This is a genomic window from Nocardia sp. NPDC051756, from assembly GCF_040681495.1.
Classification (GTDB): domain Bacteria; phylum Actinomycetota; class Actinomycetes; order Mycobacteriales; family Mycobacteriaceae; genus Nocardia.
This window is the reverse complement of sequence record NZ_JBFAYV010000001.1, coordinates 1,198,106-1,211,852: the sequence shown is the minus strand read 5'-3', so window position 1 is coordinate 1,211,852 and position 13,747 is coordinate 1,198,106. Positions and strand designations below refer to the sequence as shown.

General features: G+C 67.7%; 15 protein-coding genes. 5 read left to right on the top strand and 10 right to left on the bottom strand.

Annotated elements, in window-relative coordinates; translation table 11 throughout:
• Positions 1–8 precede the first annotated feature (8 nt).
• From AB0M22_RS05990 to AB0M22_RS05980, 3 genes are all read left to right on the top strand, one after another.
• The gene (locus tag AB0M22_RS05990) at positions 9–149 is read left to right on the top strand and encodes a DUF5988 family protein (protein WP_364721712.1); all 141 of its coding nucleotides are present in this window, start codon (positions 9–11) and stop codon (positions 147–149) included.
• A gap of 121 nt (positions 150–270) precedes the next feature.
• Positions 271–633, top strand: coding sequence for a metalloregulator ArsR/SmtB family transcription factor (locus AB0M22_RS05985; protein ID WP_364721566.1), 363 nt, complete (start codon positions 271–273; stop codon positions 631–633).
• Entirely contained in the window at positions 630–1,124 is a 495-nt protein-coding gene (locus AB0M22_RS05980) for an SRPBCC family protein (RefSeq protein ID WP_364721564.1), read from the top strand. The genes AB0M22_RS05985 and AB0M22_RS05980 overlap by 4 nt, the downstream gene beginning before the upstream one ends.
• Here AB0M22_RS05980 and AB0M22_RS05975 read toward each other — a convergent pair.
• Both AB0M22_RS05975 and pdxT read right to left on the bottom strand, forming a co-directional pair.
• On the bottom strand, positions 1,121–1,873 hold the full coding sequence (locus AB0M22_RS05975) for a YebC/PmpR family DNA-binding transcriptional regulator (RefSeq protein WP_364721562.1): 753 nt from the start codon (positions 1,871–1,873) through the stop codon (positions 1,121–1,123). The genes AB0M22_RS05980 and AB0M22_RS05975 overlap by 4 nt on opposite strands.
• Before the next feature lie 116 nt (positions 1,874–1,989).
• Positions 1,990–2,634 (bottom strand): pyridoxal 5'-phosphate synthase glutaminase subunit PdxT, encoded by a 645-nt coding sequence (gene pdxT / locus AB0M22_RS05970; protein WP_364721560.1) that lies wholly within the window; start codon positions 2,632–2,634, stop codon positions 1,990–1,992.
• 219 nt (positions 2,635–2,853) lie between these two features.
• Between pdxT and AB0M22_RS05965 the strand changes: the two genes are divergently transcribed.
• The gene (locus tag AB0M22_RS05965) at positions 2,854–4,545 is read left to right on the top strand and encodes an APC family permease (RefSeq protein ID WP_364721710.1); all 1,692 of its coding nucleotides are present in this window, start codon (positions 2,854–2,856) and stop codon (positions 4,543–4,545) included.
• A 71-nt stretch (positions 4,546–4,616) separates the two neighbouring features.
• Here AB0M22_RS05965 and AB0M22_RS05960 read toward each other — a convergent pair whose 3' ends face one another.
• Positions 4,617–5,435: an acyl-CoA thioesterase II gene (locus AB0M22_RS05960; RefSeq protein ID WP_364721558.1), complete on the bottom strand. Its 819-nt coding sequence runs from the start codon at positions 5,433–5,435 to the stop codon at positions 4,617–4,619.
• A 243-nt stretch (positions 5,436–5,678) separates the two neighbouring features.
• Here AB0M22_RS05960 and AB0M22_RS05955 point away from each other — a divergent pair, with 243 nt between their 5' ends.
• The gene (locus AB0M22_RS05955; RefSeq protein ID WP_364721556.1) at positions 5,679–6,218 is read left to right on the top strand and encodes a hypothetical protein; all 540 of its coding nucleotides are present in this window, start codon (positions 5,679–5,681) and stop codon (positions 6,216–6,218) included.
• A 420-nt stretch (positions 6,219–6,638) separates the two neighbouring features.
• Here the strand turns inward: AB0M22_RS05955 and AB0M22_RS05950 are convergent, their stop codons facing one another.
• The 7 genes from AB0M22_RS05950 to AB0M22_RS05920 all read right to left on the bottom strand — a co-directional run bounded on the left by AB0M22_RS05950 (position 6,639) and on the right by AB0M22_RS05920 (position 13,725).
• Positions 6,639–7,370, bottom strand: coding sequence for an SDR family oxidoreductase (locus AB0M22_RS05950; RefSeq protein ID WP_364721554.1), 732 nt, complete (start codon positions 7,368–7,370; stop codon positions 6,639–6,641).
• 184 nt (positions 7,371–7,554) lie between these two features.
• On the bottom strand, positions 7,555–8,049 hold the full coding sequence (locus tag AB0M22_RS05945; RefSeq protein WP_364721552.1) for a hypothetical protein: 495 nt from the start codon (positions 8,047–8,049) through the stop codon (positions 7,555–7,557).
• A 142-nt stretch (positions 8,050–8,191) separates the two neighbouring features.
• The gene (locus AB0M22_RS05940; RefSeq protein ID WP_364721550.1) at positions 8,192–9,085 is read right to left on the bottom strand and encodes a LysR family transcriptional regulator; all 894 of its coding nucleotides are present in this window, start codon (positions 9,083–9,085) and stop codon (positions 8,192–8,194) included.
• A 109-nt stretch (positions 9,086–9,194) separates the two neighbouring features.
• On the bottom strand, positions 9,195–10,097 hold the full coding sequence (gene pdxS, locus AB0M22_RS05935; protein ID WP_364721548.1) for a pyridoxal 5'-phosphate synthase lyase subunit PdxS: 903 nt from the start codon (positions 10,095–10,097) through the stop codon (positions 9,195–9,197).
• A 471-nt stretch (positions 10,098–10,568) separates the two neighbouring features.
• The gene (locus tag AB0M22_RS05930) at positions 10,569–11,612 is read right to left on the bottom strand and encodes an NUDIX domain-containing protein (protein WP_364721708.1); all 1,044 of its coding nucleotides are present in this window, start codon (positions 11,610–11,612) and stop codon (positions 10,569–10,571) included.
• Entirely contained in the window at positions 11,612–12,736 is a 1,125-nt protein-coding gene (locus tag AB0M22_RS05925; RefSeq protein WP_364721546.1) for a glycosyltransferase family 4 protein, read from the bottom strand. Before AB0M22_RS05925 ends, AB0M22_RS05930 begins: the two co-directional genes overlap by 1 nt.
• Entirely contained in the window at positions 12,733–13,725 is a 993-nt protein-coding gene (locus AB0M22_RS05920; protein WP_364721544.1) for a phosphatidylinositol mannoside acyltransferase, read from the bottom strand. Before AB0M22_RS05920 ends, AB0M22_RS05925 begins: the two co-directional genes overlap by 4 nt.
• Positions 13,726–13,747: the final 22 nt, after the last annotated feature.

The following is a 13,747-nucleotide window of genomic DNA, read 5'->3' as shown; positions in this document are numbered from 1 at the left end:
TCGTTCCCATCACCCCGCCGGGGATCGAACTGAAAGTCCCGTTCAAGGGTGGTTACGAGCACTTCAAGGTGACCCGCAAGGAGAAGGACACCCCGGAGGGGCGGTTGCGTGTTTACGAGTGGTCCAGCCGGACCGAGCTCCCGAAGTGACGCGCGAATAATCGTCCTGTGCGGCCGGTCGGATCATCGACCGGCCGCCTTCCCCTGAATCGTCCAGGGAACTGTGGGCAACCCATGGACAAAAGCGTAACCACTTGGTTACGCTTTCCGGGTGGACGAAGTGGCGAACGCGATCGCCGATCCGGTGCGGCGGGAGATCTTGACCCTGCTGCGCGGAGCCCGGCTCACCGCGGGTGAGATCGCCGGGCAGTTCGAGATCAGCAGGCCCGCGATCAGCAGGCACCTGCGGGTGCTGCGCGAAAGCGGCCTGGTGCACGACGAACTCATCGGCAGGCAGCGGTATTACGTGCTCGATCCGGCGCCGCTCACCGCACTCGCCGACTGGATCGCGCGCTTCGACACCAGCACCGCGTGGGAGCACCGGCTCGACGCACTCGAAACCGAGGTCTACCGGACGCGCCGCGAGCACCGCGCCGCACCGGCCGACCGGAACCCGAAGGAGAACACCGGATGACCCTGCGCCCCACCGGCCGCCTGGACCGCACCGACGGAAAACGCGACCTGATCCTGACCCGGACCTACCGCGCGCCGATCGAGGACGTGTGGGCCAGCGTCACCGAATCCGACCGCACCGCACGCTGGTTCGGCCCGTGGGAAGGCGAGGCCGGTACCGGCCAGAACATCAAGGTGCAGATGGTGCACGAAGAGGGCGCGCCGTGGTGCGACGCCCACATCGACGCGTGCGAACCACCGACGCGGCTCGCGATCACCACCAAGGACAGCTACGGCAGCTGGCATCTGGAAGCGGTACTCACCGAAACCGACGGCGTCACCGAACTCGTCTTCACCCACCATCTCGAGCCCGAGGCGCCGATCGCCGAGGTCGGCCCCGGCTGGGAGTACTACCTGGACGCACTCGGGGCGGCCCGCGCTGACGCGGACCGCCCCGAGTGGAACGACTACTACCCCTTCATGAAGGAGTACTACGAAACGCTGCCGGACTAGTCGTCCAGCTGCGCCAGGACCTCGTCGGAGATGTCGACGTTGGTGTACACGTTCTGCACATCGTCGCTGTCCTCGAGCGCGTCGACCAGCTTGATCACCTTGCGCGCGCCGTCGGCGTCGACCTCGACCGACACCGACGGCTGGAAGCCGGATTCGGCGGAGTCGTAATCGATTTCGGCGGCCTGCAACGCCTTGCGCACCGGGATCAGGTCGCTCGGGTCGCTGATGATCTCGAACGAATCACCGAGGTCGTTGACCTCCTCGGCGCCCGCGTCGAGCACGGCCATCAGGACGTCGTCCTCGGACAGGCCGTTCTTGTCCAGCGTCACGACACCCTTGCGGTGGAACAGGTACGACACCGAACCCGGGTCGGCCATGTTGCCGCCGTTGCGGGTCATCGCGACCCGGACCTCGCCCGCGGCGCGGTTGCGGTTGTCGGTCAAGCACTCGATCAGCACCGCGACACCATTCGGGCCGTAGCCCTCGTACATGATGGTCTGCCAGTCGGCGCCGCCGGCTTCTTCACCGCCGCCGCGCTTGCGGGCACGCTCGATGTTGTCGTTGGGCACCGACGACTTCTTCGCCTTCTGGATGGCGTCGTAGAGCGTCGGGTTGCCGCCGGGGTCACTGCCACCCGTGCGGGCCGCCACCTCGATGTTCTTGATCAACTTGGCGAAGAGCTTGCCACGCTTGGCGTCGATCCCCGCCTTCTTGTGCTTGGTGGTGGCCCATTTGGAGTGGCCGCTCATTCCCTACTTCCTTCAGGTCGATGGCACGTTTGGTGGTGTGTACCGTACCGGCCCGGCCGGACGGACAACTTCTCCAGCCTACTCGGCCGGTCGCGGCGGCCTGAACGGCGCGTGAACTACGCGTCCCGGACCAGGTCCACGAACATCCGGTGCACGCGCAGATCGCCGGTGACCTCCGGGTGGAACGACGTCGCCAGCACGTTGCCTTGTCGCACTGCCACAATGCGCCCGGCGAACGGTCCGTCGGGCACGGTCGCGAGCACCTCGACGCCGTCGCCGACCCGCTCCACCCAGGGCGCCCGGATGAACACCGCGCGCATCGGTCCGTCGTCGAGCCCGGTGAAGTCCAGGTCGACCTCGAACGAGTCGACCTGACGGCCGAAGGCGTTGCGGCGCACCGTCATATCGATGCCGGACAGGTGCTGCGCGTCCGGCCGGGTGTCGAGCACCTCGTCGGCCAGCAGGATCATGCCCGCACAGGAACCGAAGGCGGGCATGCCATCTCGCAGTCGCGCGCGCAGCGGTTCGAGCAGTTCGAAGACCTCCAGCAGCTTGCTGATGGCGGTCGATTCGCCGCCGGGCAGCACCAGCGCGTCGACCGCGGCCAGCTCGGCCGCGCGCCGGACCAGCACGGGTTCGGCGCCGCAGTGCGCGAGGGCCGCGATGTGCTCGCGCACGTCGCCCTGTAGGGCCAGCACGCCGATGCTGGGGGCCTGCGCGAGGTCGGCGGCGGCGGGTGCGGCGACCGGGGAAGCGTTCACGTCGGAAAGTTTACGAGCCGTCGCGGTGTGGGCCTGCTCACGGTCTCCGTCAGGGTTCCGTCAACGGCAGGGTCCAACCGCGCGCAACGGGTCGACACTCTGAGGGTGATAGCTGTGTTGCCGCGTAAGGTCCCCGCGCCGCGCGGAGGGGCGAATGGTGTCCGGGTCCGCAAGGGGCTGACCGTGCCGACCGGATTGGCGGGACTTTCCCTCGACGCGATGGCGTCGGTTTCCTACGGTCCCGAGGCGATCGTGCTGGTGCTGGCCGCGGCCGGCGGGGCCGGGCTCGGGCTGACGCTGCCGGTGACGTTGGCCATCGCCGCGTTGCTGGCGGTGCTGGTTGCCTCGTATCGGCAGGTGATCGCGGCGTTCCCGAACGGTGGCGGGGCGTATGCGGTGGCCAAGGCACACCTCGGGCATCGGACCAGTTTGACCGCCGCGGCCTCGTTGATCATCGACTACGTGCTGAACGTCGCGGTGTCGATCGCGGCCGGCGTCGCGGCGCTGACCTCGGCGTTTCCGGCGTTGCTGCCGTACACGGTGTGGTTGTGCGTGGCGATTCTGGTGGGTATCACGGCGTTGAATCTGCTCGGGATCACCGAGAGTGCGCGGGCGTTCATGGTGCCGACCGTGGTGTTCGTCCTGGGAATCTTCACGGTGATCATCGCGGGTTTGGTGCGGTCCGAACCCGCGAGCGTCAGCCAGGGTGCCGCGACGGTGCTGGACGCGCACACCGTCGGAGTTCTGTTGCTGCTCAAGGCTTTCTCCAGTGGGTGTGCCGCGTTGACCGGCGTGGAGGCGATCGCGAATGCGGTGCCGAGCTTCGAGGCGCCGAAAGTCGTTCGCGCGCAACGGGCCGAGGTGGCGCTGGGGGCGTTGCTCGGGGTGATGTTGATCGGGCTCGCGTTGCTGATCGAGAAGTTCGAGGTGCATCCGATCGACGGCACGACGGTGTTGTCGCAGTTGACCGAGGCCGCACTCGGGCACGGAATCGGTTACTACGTCGTGCAATTCGCGACCGTCGTGCTGCTGGCACTAGCCGCCAACACCTCCTACGGTGGCCTGCCGACGCTCACCAAGATTCTCGCCGACGACAACTGCCTGCCGCATCGGTTCGCGGTCAGCTCGCCGCGGCAGGTGTATCGGTACGGTGTGCTGACCCTCGCCATCGCGGCGGGTGTGCTGCTGATCGGCGCGAACGGCAATATGAACGCGCTGGTCCCGCTGTTCGCGATCGGGGTGTTCGTCGGGTTCACCATCGCGCAGGTCGGCATGGTGCGGCATTGGTTGCTGGCCAAGACCTCCGGTTGGCGATGGCGGATGGCGCTCAACGGATTCGGCGCGTTGCTCACCTTCGTCGCCGCAATCGTCACCACCGCAATGAAATTCACCGAGGGCGCCTGGTTGATCGTGGTGATCCTGCCGCTGCTGGTGGTCGGGATGGAACGAATTCGCGACACCTACGGCAAGATCGGCGCGTTCCGGCGCTCCGACGAGGTACCGCCGCCGCCGCGGCCGCGTGACGCCGTCATCGTGGTGCCGGTGTCCGAGGTCTCCGACCTGAGTTGCGAGGCGTTGTCCGCGGCGCTGTCCATCGGCAAAGACGTTGTCGCGGTGCATGTTTGCCTGCCCGGCGAGTCGGTCAAGGCGTTCACCAAGGCCTGGGAGGCCTGGCATCCGGACGTGCGGCTGGTGTTGCTCGAGGACAGCGACGCCACGGTCGGCGGGCCGGTCGCGCGCTACGTACAGGACAACTTCGAGGGGCGGCGCAAGGTCGTCGTGATCGCCGAGGTCGACCCGCCGGTCGGCTGGAACCGCGTCCTGCCCAGCCATCGCAGCGACGAGCTCGAACGCGTGCTGCGCCGGATGACCGACACCGTGGTCTGCCACCTGCGCGTCCAGGTGGGATAGAGCCTGAACCGAATTCAGGCGGCCGCGGTGGTGTGCGTCGGCCACACGCACACCACTGCGGTCGACAAATCTCAGTCGCGGAGGTTGCGGATCAGGCCCTCCTGGACCACCGCCGCGACGAGCTGACCTTCACGGTTGAAGATCTTTCCGCCGGTGAGCGCGCGACCGAAGCCGGCCGACGGCGAGGCCTGGTCGTAGAGCAGCCAGTCGTCGGCGCGGAACGGGCGCAGGAACCACATCGCGTGATCGAGGGACGCGTTCTGCGTCTGCTCGTCGGGATGGATCACCTTGGACGAACCGAGCAGCGTCATGTCGCTCATGTAGGCCAGCGTGCAGACGTGGAACAGCGGGTCGTCGGGCAGCGGGTGCCGGTAGCGGAACCACACTTGCTGCTGCGAGACCACGCCGTCGCGGCGGGCCACCTGGTCCTGCGGGACCGTGCGGATATCCCAGTGCTCCCACTCGCGCATCGCCCACAGCCGTTCCGGGCTCATCGTGGTGCTCGCGTCCGGAAGATCGTCCGGCGGTTGCACCGGCGGCATCTCGTCCTGATGCTCCGGGCCCTCGTCGCCGGTGTGGAACGACGCCGACATGGTGAATATCGCCTGACCGTCCTGCACACCGGTCACCCGGCGGGTACAGAACGAGCGGCCGTCCCTGATCCGTTCGACGAGATACACCGTCGGCTCGTCCGGGTTGCCCGGGCGCAGGAAGTATCCGTGCAGCGAATGCACCTGATACCGCTGCTCGACCGTGCGCACCGCCGACACCAGCGCCTGGCCGGCAACCTGTCCGCCGAACGTGCGCGGAAGCTGAGTCTTCGTGGACGCCCCACGGAAGATGTCGCGCTCGAGCCGCTCTATCTCCAGCGCCTCTTCGATTGTCGCCATGGGCTGAGATTAACTCGCCACGCGGTCGCGGTCGTCCTCGGCCGTCGGGTGATCTGCCGGCAATGGGGTTCCGGTCCCGGTCGGTTGCGCGGCGAGATAGCTGAGCGCGACCGACTCCAGCTACCTTCGCGGATGCCGCCGACAGGGGACCTCCCCTTGGTTTGCTCTGATTGACCAGTGCCACAGTTCGTTCCAATCACCCAGGACGCTCTCGTCGAACGTCTCGTCGAGCGTGTCCGTGCGATGCCCGGCCATCGAGTGATCGCCGTCGACGGTGCCGACGCGGCCCGTCCCGTCGATCTCGCTCATCGGACCGCCGTCGCGTTGCGCGACACCGGCCGCCCCGCCGAGGTGGTCTCGCTGCACGATTACGTTCGTCCGGCATCGCTGCGCGTCGAGTTCGGCCGCGACGACCTGTCCTATCGCACTGCCTGGTTCGACTACGAGGCACTCCGCCGCGAGGTCATCGACGCCCTGCACAAGGAGGGCCGGTGGCTCCCTGCGCTCTGGGACGAGGCCACCGATCGCTCGGCCCGCGCCACCATCCGACCCGCCGCTGCCGACACCGTCCTCGTCATCGCCGGCCCCATGCTGCTCGACCACTACCTCGAGTTCGACCTGTCCGTCCGCCTCGACCTGTCCGAACAAGCCCTCCGCCGAACAACCCCACCCGAAGACCACTGGACCATCCCCGCCCTGCTCGACACCGAAACCTCCACCACCCCAACCTTCTTCGCCCGCTGGGACCATCCCGACCGCCCAGCCCTCCGTATCACCGACTAGCTCCTCCTCCTTGCTTCTTTTAGTCAGCGGCGTTCCCGATACACGCGGAGGAGTCCAATAGATAAATGCGCATATCCACGTAACCATATGTATAAATGCACCAACCCCGCCCTGCTCACGATTTCCCCAAGCCATGCCCCGTCGTCCATCGCTAATGTGACCGAATGGGGAGCGAATGCGCCATCTGCGCCAAACATCAGGGCCTCGGACCACTCGTAGGACCGGTGATCTTCGAAAACGACCTGATCATCGTCACCCACCGCCCCCTGGACCAGGCCTCCCCCATCCCCGGCTACCTATTCGTAGAAACCCGCCGCCACACCCCCGCCGCCCTAAAAGCCTTGTGCGCCAGCCTATCCACCCACTTCCCGTGCCCCTGACCAACCCACTGCGACCGCTCGACGTCTGTCACGCGCGGGACTAGACGAGGCGGTGGCCGCCGTCGGCGTGTAGGACGGTGCCGGTGATGAAGGGGTTGTGCATTACGGCGAGCATGGCTTGGGCTATTTCGGTGGGGTGGCCGATGCGGCCGACGGGGAGGCGGGCGGAAAGTTGTTGGTGGCGTTCGGTTTTGGCGGGGCCGGCGATGATGTCCCAGATCGGGGTGTCGATCCAGCCCGGGGAGACGACGTTGACGCGGGTGGGGCCGAGTTCGACGGCCAGGGCGTAGGCGAGGGATTCGAGGGCGCCGTTGGCGGCGGCGACGATCGAGGAGCCCGGGCTGGGGCGGTAGGCGGCGATGCCGGAGGTGAAGGTGAGCGAACCGCCGGGGGTGATGCGGGCGTGCTTGGCGAGGAGGGCGGGGCCGATGAGTTTGGCGGCCAAGGTCTTTCGCGCCAGATCTACGTCGAAGGAGGCGATGGGCTGGTACACGCCCTCGGCGTCGACCGCGGTGGTCACCACGTGGTCGACCACGCCGACCTCGGTGAACAACCGCTCGATATCGGCCTCGCTGGTGATGTCCGTGACGAGCGACCGCACCTTGCCCGGCCCCTCCGGCAATGTGCGTTCCGCGGCGGCGAGCCGCTCGGCGGAGCGCCCGGCGATGATGACCTCCGCGCCCTCCGTCACGAGCGCGGCGGCCAACGCCAAACCCATGCCGGAGCTGCCGCCGACGATGACGACCTGTTCTGCTGCTGTGCTAACTGTCATGCCTCCACCCGACCATCGCACTGGCCGAGTGTCCATGTCGCGCTATCGAATTCGCGTTAGCGCGGCACTAACATCGCAGGTCGGACCCGAGAGCCGCACGCCTCTTGATTTCGTGCACCGAAATCGCATGCAATTCTCGGTGCGGGAAATCAGGAGGCGTGCGGCTGCGTGCCGAACGCCAGGCTCAGCTGGTGCAGGCGGGCGACTGCTGGTTGAGGTTGGCGAGCGCGCCGCAGGCCCAGGACTTCTGGACCTTCCACTTGCCGCCGTCGAGGACGAATGGCACGTCGACCACGTTCTCCTGGCCGTTGACGGTGAATTTCCCTTGGGCGCTGACGGATTCGCCGAAGACGGTCACCCCGGTGATGTCGGCCTTGGCGTTCGCCTGCTTGAACGCCTCGGCGAGCCGGTTGGGCAGTTCCGGGTCGGCCTCGATGCCCTGCACGAGGTCCAGCTTCTCCGCGCTGGGCACCGCCGGATCCAGCGCCTTCTGCAGCAGCGCGTTCAGTTCGTCGACGGTCGGCGGCGCAGGCGTGTTCGCGTTGGCAGTCGTGCTGGTCGACGTGCGGGAAGGCTTCGGCGAATCCGACTTGTCATCGCTACCGCAGGCCGTCAGGCCCAGTGCGGCAACCACGGCCAAGCCGGCGATCGCCATGCGTCCGGTCTTACGAAGCTTCAACTGCTCGTCCTTTACGTTTCGGCTGATACATCGACAGTGATGCGGCACGAGCAACCAGCGCAGTGGTCCACATGCATCGAAACGTCAAGCTACCCAGCACAATTGTGAGAACAGTAAGACGATGGTGAGGTCCGGAGAAGAGTCAGGTTCGATCGGTGGCTGCCCGAAACTCAATACTGGCGGGCAGTGCCTCGACCAGGGCGCGTACGGCCGGATTTCGGATAGGTACGCGCCAGATGGCGGCGTAGGTGACTTCGACGGGTCCACCTCGGAGCGGACGCCAAGCAAGACCTGGCTGGTCCGCGGGGCGGGAGGTGCTCAGGCCGATCAGGTCGGGGCGGGATGGGAGGACGGCGAGCATTTGGGCGTGGCCCATGGCGCTTTCGCTGAGTCGGATGTGGGCGCCTCGGGCGTGCAGGGTGTGGAGTAGTTCGTCGTGGAGGCCGGGGGCGGATTCTTTGGCGAACAGGATTAATTCCTGGTCGGTGAGGTCAGCAGGGGCGATCTCGGCGGAATGAGCGAATGGGTGGGAGGAGGACATCAGCACACCGAGTTCGTCGCGGGCGACCGGCTGTTGGGCGAAGCGGTCAGGCAGTGCGACCGGGGCGCGGACGAGCGCCAGATCGACCTCGTCGTCGTCGAGCAGCCGAACCTGATCCGCGGTGGTTCCCCCGGTGAGCACCATGCGAGTGCCGGCCGGCAGCAATTCTTCGATTCGTGAAGGGAGCCAAGGAGGTACGCCGTTCAGCAACCCGAACCGAAGCACCGTGGCACCCTCCGCAGACGCGCGCCGCGTCTCCCGCACCGCCGCATCCACCGACCGCAACACCTCGCGCCCGGTCCGGAACAACACCTCCCCCGCCGCCGTCAACTCAACCCGCGGATCCCGAGTGAGCAACGCCCCACCCATCTCCCGCTCCAGCACCTTGATCTGCTGACTGAGCGTCGGCGTGGAAATGAACAACCGCTCCGCCGCCCGCCGGAAATGCAACTCCTCCGCCAGCACGACGAAGTACCGCAACTGTCGCAATTCCACGATCACCCACACCCGTTCACATCAAACGGGACATGACCGCGGGCGCACTGCGCCGCCACCATGTCCCGTTTGCTCAAATAAACTCAAACCGCCCCGGTAGGGCGGGAATTCACCAACCGCGCTCGGCCAGCCGGTGATCGACCGGCAGTTCCTCGACGTTGATGCCGACCATGGCCTCGCCCAGTCCACGCGAAACCTTCGCGAGCACATCGGGGTCGTCGTGGAAGGTGGTCGCCTTGACGATCGCGGCGGCGCGCTCGGCGGGGTTACCGGACTTGAAGATGCCGGAGCCGACGAACACACCTTCGGCGCCGAGCTGCATCATCATCGCGGCGTCGGCGGGGGTGGCGATGCCGCCGGCGGTGAACAACACGACGGGCAGCTTGCCGGTCTCGGCGACCTCGCGGACCAGCTCGTAGGGCGCCTGCAGCTCCTTGGCGGCGACGAACAGCTCGTCGGCGGGCAGCGAGGACAGCCGGCGGATCTCGCCGCGGATCTTGCGCATGTGCGTGGTCGCGTTGGACACGTCGCCGGTGCCTGCCTCGCCCTTCGAGCGAATCATGGCCGCGCCCTCGGTGATTCGGCGCAGGGCCTCACCGAGGTTGGTCGCGCCACAGACGAAGGGAACGGTGAAGTTCCACTTCTCGATGTGGTTGGCGTAGTCGGCGGGGGTGAGCACCTCGGACTCGTCGATGTAGTCGACGCCCAGGCTCTGCAGGATCTGCGCCTCCACGAAGTGGCCGATGCGCGCCTTCGCCATGACCGGGATGGAGACGGCGGAGATGATGCCGTCGATCATGTCCGGGTCGCTCATCCGGGACACGCCGCCCTGCGCGCGGATGTCGGCGGGCACCCGCTCCAGCGCCATCACCGCGACCGCGCCGGCGTCTTCGGCGATCTTGGCCTGGTCGGCGGTGACCACATCCATGATCACCCCGCCCTTCAGCATCTCGGCCATGCCGCGCTTCACGCGGGCGGTGCCGATGGTCTGGGTGGTCTCGGGCGTCGTCACGGCAAACTCCTGGGTCATCTGCGCCAATCGGGGTCGCAAGGGATTGAATCGACCCAATTCTAGGCGGGCCACCCAGGCCACTTGATAGCCAGTCGGAGATGACTGGCCTTGTCACCTACCAGGGGCTCTGCCCGTCGGCGTGCCGCACTGGACCGGTCGGCCGGGCCACGGAAGCGGATTCGCCGGGCAGCGGGGCGGTTTCACCGTCCCCGCTAACTTCCGGCGGCGACTCAGAGCGGGCCGACCACCAGCAACTGGGCCCAGTACTCGGCGGCGGCGGGACCGATGAGCGGCAGCAGGAAATCGAACAACAGGTAGGACATGTACTACGTACCTCCGCACACCGAGCATTTCCCCCACGACGCGTGGGGGCCGCGGCACCGAAATCCGAGTGCCTTGCGAAAAGCACTACCCAGCCCGCGTGGATCCAGTCGCGACCGTAGCACGATAGTGAAACACATCACACGTGCGTCAGCGGATCGAGCGGACCTCGGGATGCGCGACTCCGGACGCGGCCGCGGCGGCTTCGGGCAGGAGTTGATCGAGGTCGTACGGATAGACGGTTTCGCCGGAGCGGTCCAGCCGGACGATGTCCTCGACGGTGCACCATTTGTTGCCGGTGATCGAGCGGCGTTCGATGGTGGTCAGGTTGGTGGCCTGCGGTTCGTAGCCGCGCACGCGCAGGGCGAAGAACAGCTCCTCGGAGCGGATCAGGTCACCGTCGAAGGGGAACACCGCGACCCGACGCCAGATCGGGCCACGCAGGCTGTCCGGGTCGGCCTTGTGCCCGGTCTCCTCGTACAGCTCGCGCACGGCGGCATCGCGCAGCGACTCCCCCGGGTCCACGCCACCGCCGACGGTGAACCAGAACGAGATATCCGGCGTCTTCGGGTCGTTGCCGCGCATCAGCAGCGTGCGGTCCTGCTCGTCGAACAGCACGATGCGCGCGGTGGTGCGGGTGGTGTCGACGGTGAGCCCGGTGGACGCGGCCGGATTGGCCCGCTCGGTGATCTCGAAGTAGGTGGGCAGCGGCGCGGTGCCGCCGAGGTGCAGGATGCGCACCGACCGCCGGGTGCGCAGCGCGAGGGTGTCGCGCACGGCGTCGTTGTGGAAGCGGCGCGCGATGAGCACCCGCGCCTCCGCGTCGGCCAGCTCGGCCACCATCTGCGGGCGCAATTTCTCGATGTCGATCGTCGAAAGTGCCCCGGAGAGCTGGTTTTCTACGGTCTCCCGATCGGCCCTGGCCACGCGTTCGGCCCGATCGGCCAGCAGCGCAAGCACTTTGCCCTGATCGGCCAGCGCCGGATCGGCCACCGGATCGGCGATCGCCATCGCGACCGACCGAGCCACCACCGCCCGCCGGGCCAGCGCCGCGTCCAACGCCTGCCAGGACTGATCGGAACGCACGTGCAGCCGGTCGAGCCGGTTGGCTGTGGAGTAGGCCCAGATGCCGATCGCGACGATGACCGCCGCGATCAGCGCGAGTACGAGAACCGTGGTCGCGGAGAAGGTGATCATCCGGCGGCCCGCACCCTGGTGTCGCCGACGGTCACCGTCTCGTAGACGCGCAGGATCTGTTCGGCCACCACCGGCCAGTCGTACTCGCCGACCACCTGGGTCGCGGTCTCCACCAGCGCGGCCCGGCGACGGTCGTCGGTGAGCACCTCGTCGATGGCCCGCGCCAGCGCCGCCGAATCACCGACCGGCACCAGCGCACCAGCCGTGCCGTCGCGCAGCACCCGCCGGAAGGCATCCAATTCGCTTGCCACCACGGCGGTTCCGGCCGCCATCGCCTCGATCAGGATGATGCCGAAGCTCTCGCCGCCGAGATTGGGCGCGACGTACACGTCCGCGCTGCGCATGGCCGAGGCCTTCTCCGCATCCGAGACCTGCCCGAGGAAACGCAGATGCCCGGCGAGCGCGCCCGCTTCCCGCCGCAGCCGGTCCTCGTCGCCGCGCCCGACGATGAGCACCTCCAGCTCCTTGTGCTTGCGCACCAGCTCGGGCAGCGCGCCGAGCAGCACGTCCATCCCCTTGCGCGGCTCGTCGTAGCGGCCGAGGAACAGCACGGTCTTGCCCGCCCGCGGATACCCGGGCAGCATCGGCGCCCGCGCGAACGCGGGCACGTCGACCCCGTTCGGAATCTCCACCGCGTCGGACCCGAGCGCCTCCACCTGCCAGCGCCGGGCCAGCTCGGAGACGGCGATCCGCCCGCTGATCTTCTCGTGATAGGGCCGCAGCACCCCCTGAAAGGTGCTGAGTATCAACGACTTCGTGGTCGAGGTGTGGAAGGTGGCGACGATCGGCCCCTCGGCGATCTTCAGCGCGAGCATCGACAGGCTCGGCGCATTCGGCTCGTGGATGTGCAGCACGTCGAAGTCGTTGCCGTCGATCCACCGGCGAATCCTGGTGTAGGCCATGGGCCCGAAGGACAGCCGCGCCACCGATCCGTTGTACGGAATCGCGACCGCGCGCCCGGCCGACACCACGAAATCGGGCAGCCGCGTTTCCTCCGACGCGGGTGCGAGCACGCTCACCCGGTGCCCGCGTTCGATGAAAACCCGCGCCAGCTCGACCACATGCGCCTGCACCCCACCGGGGACGTCGAACGAGTACGGACAGACCATGCCGATCTTCATGGAGCCCCGTCCGAATGAGCCGTCGTATCAACCGAATCCGCGCCGGACTCGGGCAGATGTGGCTGCGCGGCCGCGATCCGGGCCAGCCGCTCCGCGGACAGATCGCTTTCCCACATCGGTTGCAGCATGTGCCAATCCGCCGGATACGCGGCGATATTCGCCGCGAACCGGTCCGCCAGCTCCTGCGTGGCCGCCGCGACACCGCCCGAAACATCAATGGCCGGTTCGACTTTCATCCCCCAGCCCTCCGCGCCATCGCCGGTGAACCAGGTGTGCACCGGCAGCAACGGCGCACCGGTCTCGATGGCCAGCTTGGCCGCGCCGGCGGGCAACCAGGTGGGCTCGCCGAAGAAGGTGACGGGCACCCCCCGACCGGTCAGGTCGCGCTCCCCCATCAGGCAGATCGCCTTGTTCTCCCGCAACCGCTTCGCCAACTGCACGAACGGCGGCTGGTCGGCGCCGGTCAGCGGCACCACCTCGAAGCCGAGGCTTTCCCGGTAGGCGACGAATCGCTTGTACAGCGACTCCGGCTTCAGCCGCTCCGCGACGGTCGCGAAGGTGCCGTGATTCTGCACCAGCCACACCCCCGCCATGTCCCAGTTCCCCGAGTGCGGCAACACCAGGACCGCCCCGCGGCCGGCCGCCAGCGCCGCCTCCAGATGCGACTTCCCTTCCAGGACAAGCTGACCGATCGCCTCGTGGTCCATCGACGGCAGCCGGAACGCCTCGCGCCAGTACCGCGCGTAGGACCGGACACTCGCCTGGATCAGCTCGTCCGGCACGTCCGCGGGCGTGCCGCCGATCACCCGAGCGAGATTGCGCCGCAGCTGATTCGGCTCGCCGCCGGCCCGGAACGCCCGGTTCGCCTTGCCCGCGACCCGATCCGCGCCCGCGTCGAAGAGCCGCCGCGCCGTCGCCTCGGGCAGCGCCCGCACCAGCCGCCAGCCCGCCGCGTAACCGACGTCGCTCAACCGCTCCCCGATACTCATGACCATTGCCCCGTTTCCCGCA

Coding starts and splice junctions, on each gene's coding strand:
- AB0M22_RS05980 (WP_364721564.1), top strand. CDS start 630: ATGACCCTGCGCCCCACCGGCCGCCTGGACCGCACCGACGGAAAACGC.
- AB0M22_RS05975 (WP_364721562.1), bottom strand. CDS start 1,873: ATGAGCGGCCACTCCAAATGGGCCACCACCAAGCACAAGAAGGCGGGG.
- AB0M22_RS05965 (WP_364721710.1), top strand. CDS start 2,854: ATGGCGTCGGTTTCCTACGGTCCCGAGGCGATCGTGCTGGTGCTGGCC.
- AB0M22_RS05960 (WP_364721558.1), bottom strand. CDS start 5,435: ATGGCGACAATCGAAGAGGCGCTGGAGATAGAGCGGCTCGAGCGCGAC.
- AB0M22_RS05955 (WP_364721556.1), top strand. CDS start 5,679: ATGCCCGGCCATCGAGTGATCGCCGTCGACGGTGCCGACGCGGCCCGT.
- AB0M22_RS05950 (WP_364721554.1), bottom strand. CDS start 7,370: ATGACAGTTAGCACAGCAGCAGAACAGGTCGTCATCGTCGGCGGCAGC.
- AB0M22_RS05925 (WP_364721546.1), bottom strand. CDS start 12,736: ATGAAGATCGGCATGGTCTGTCCGTACTCGTTCGACGTCCCCGGTGGG.
- AB0M22_RS05920 (WP_364721544.1), bottom strand. CDS start 13,725: ATGAGTATCGGGGAGCGGTTGAGCGACGTCGGTTACGCGGCGGGCTGG.